2 protein-coding genes and 1 tRNA gene are annotated in these 1,500 nt (G+C 65.7%); 1 reads left to right on the forward strand and 2 read right to left on the reverse strand.

Features of this window, described 5'->3' with window-relative positions; translation table 11 throughout:
* Positions 1–272: 272 nt before the first annotated feature.
* Positions 273–349: transfer RNA gene (locus VF794_RS26620), tRNA-Pro, on the reverse strand.
* A 188-nt stretch (positions 350–537) separates the two neighbouring features.
* Between VF794_RS26620 and VF794_RS26625 the strand changes: the two genes are divergently transcribed.
* Positions 538–663 (forward strand): hypothetical protein, encoded by a 126-nt coding sequence (locus tag VF794_RS26625; RefSeq protein WP_331115147.1) that lies wholly within the window; start codon positions 538–540, stop codon positions 661–663.
* Positions 664–675: 12 nt separating this feature from the next.
* On the opposite strand, the gene VF794_RS26630 is transcribed toward VF794_RS26625, so the two are convergent.
* Positions 676–1,500, reverse strand: an 825-nt coding sequence (locus VF794_RS26630) for an IS4 family transposase (protein WP_331115149.1), incomplete at its 5' end; no start/stop codon positions are given.

Consider the following 1,500-nt stretch of genomic DNA (forward strand, 5'->3'; position numbering starts at 1 on the left):
CAACTGGGCCACCACCGTCTTCACTGCGTCCTGGCTCGTCCACCTGTCGTCCTGAGCCCACAATCCGAACTCACACCACGCCGTAGGGCCCACAGCCTCCTCGCCCTCTAGGTCATTGCACCAGGAGCGCTCGTAGAATCCGAGCGCCCCGGTGCCCACCGAGAACAAGCCCCCGCCGCTTGCTGCTAGTTTGTTGCTGGCCTCCTGGCCCGGGAAAAACGAAGGGCGCGGAACCGAGGATTTCTCCAAGGATTCCGCGCCCTTTGAATGGTCGGGGAGACAGGATTTGAACCTGCGACCCCTTGGTCCCGAACCAAGGCCGGGGAAGCGGTCCAGGGGGCGCCCCTCCTGACGCGCTGTCCTGGTCGCGCCTCGAACCACCCGAGCAGCCAGGGGCTCCACGGAAACCCGTGGGAGCCCCTCCGTAGCGTGTGCCCTGATTGGATTGGGCGGGACTGCTGCGCATGGACCGCAAGACGGGCGCCCTCTTCAGCGGCGAGCGGGCGCGAGCTGCTCGGCCTGCCCCCGGGGGAGACGGTGCGCGTCCGCCCCGCCAGCCTGGAGAAGTACGCCGTCTTCGTGCAGAGCACCTCCGCCAACCGCAAGCTCATGGGCGGCACCCGCTTCCTCTACGAGGTGGAGGACTGGGACGGCGCCCGCTAACCCCAATGCCGGTCAGTTAGGGCTGGGGCGCTTCACCCACTTCTTGTCGTAGTTGCTCATCTTTATCTTTACGACTCGTGGGTAGCGCCTCTCGCTTCTACGTTCCGGTAGCAGCAACAGTCCCAAGTGCCTGCGCAGGTCGAGCAGGTGCTCCGGAATCCGCCCGGGTGCCAGAGGCGGGGTCGACCAGATCAGCCACGCATTCCGGATGAGCGAGAGTGCATTGACGAAGCTGATGCGCGTGGGCTCCACGCCAGCTTCTTCCGCCGCCCGTTCCATCTCCACGCGCACCAGGTTGTAGGCCAGCAGGATGCCCCAGACTTCCTGCCGCACGCCCTGTGGCGTGCGACTGCGGATGGCCTCCTGGCGGTCCAAAAGGTGCGTCTTGATTTCGTCGTACCCCAGCTCTATTTCCCAGCGCTCGTGGTAGAGCTGGACAATCTGCTGGGCTGGGTACTTTTTCGAGTCCAGGAGGGACGTGAGCAGCACGCCGGGACGGAAGCCTGGGCGCCGGTAGCGGATGGCCCTCATGCGCACGGCGTCGGGCATGGGCTCAGAGCTCGAAGCGCGCATGCGCCGGGTGACTGGCAGCTCCACCAGCTCATCGTTCTGGCCGAGCTTCTCAAGCCGGACGGGTTTCATATGCGCCTTGGCCCGTACCAGCCAGTGCCGGTTCTTCGCCCCCGTCGCAATTGCCAGCAGGTCTCTGACGGCGGTGAAATTGCGGTCAACGATGACAATGGAGTCCTCGGGCAGCTGACGCCACAGCTCGGCCGCCAGCGTCACTTCGCCAGTGGCGTAGGCCCCAAAGCGCACCGCCGCCACCAGATGGGAGCG

The organism is Archangium sp., assembly GCF_036389735.1.
In the GTDB taxonomy this organism is placed as follows: domain Bacteria; phylum Myxococcota; class Myxococcia; order Myxococcales; family Myxococcaceae; genus Archangium.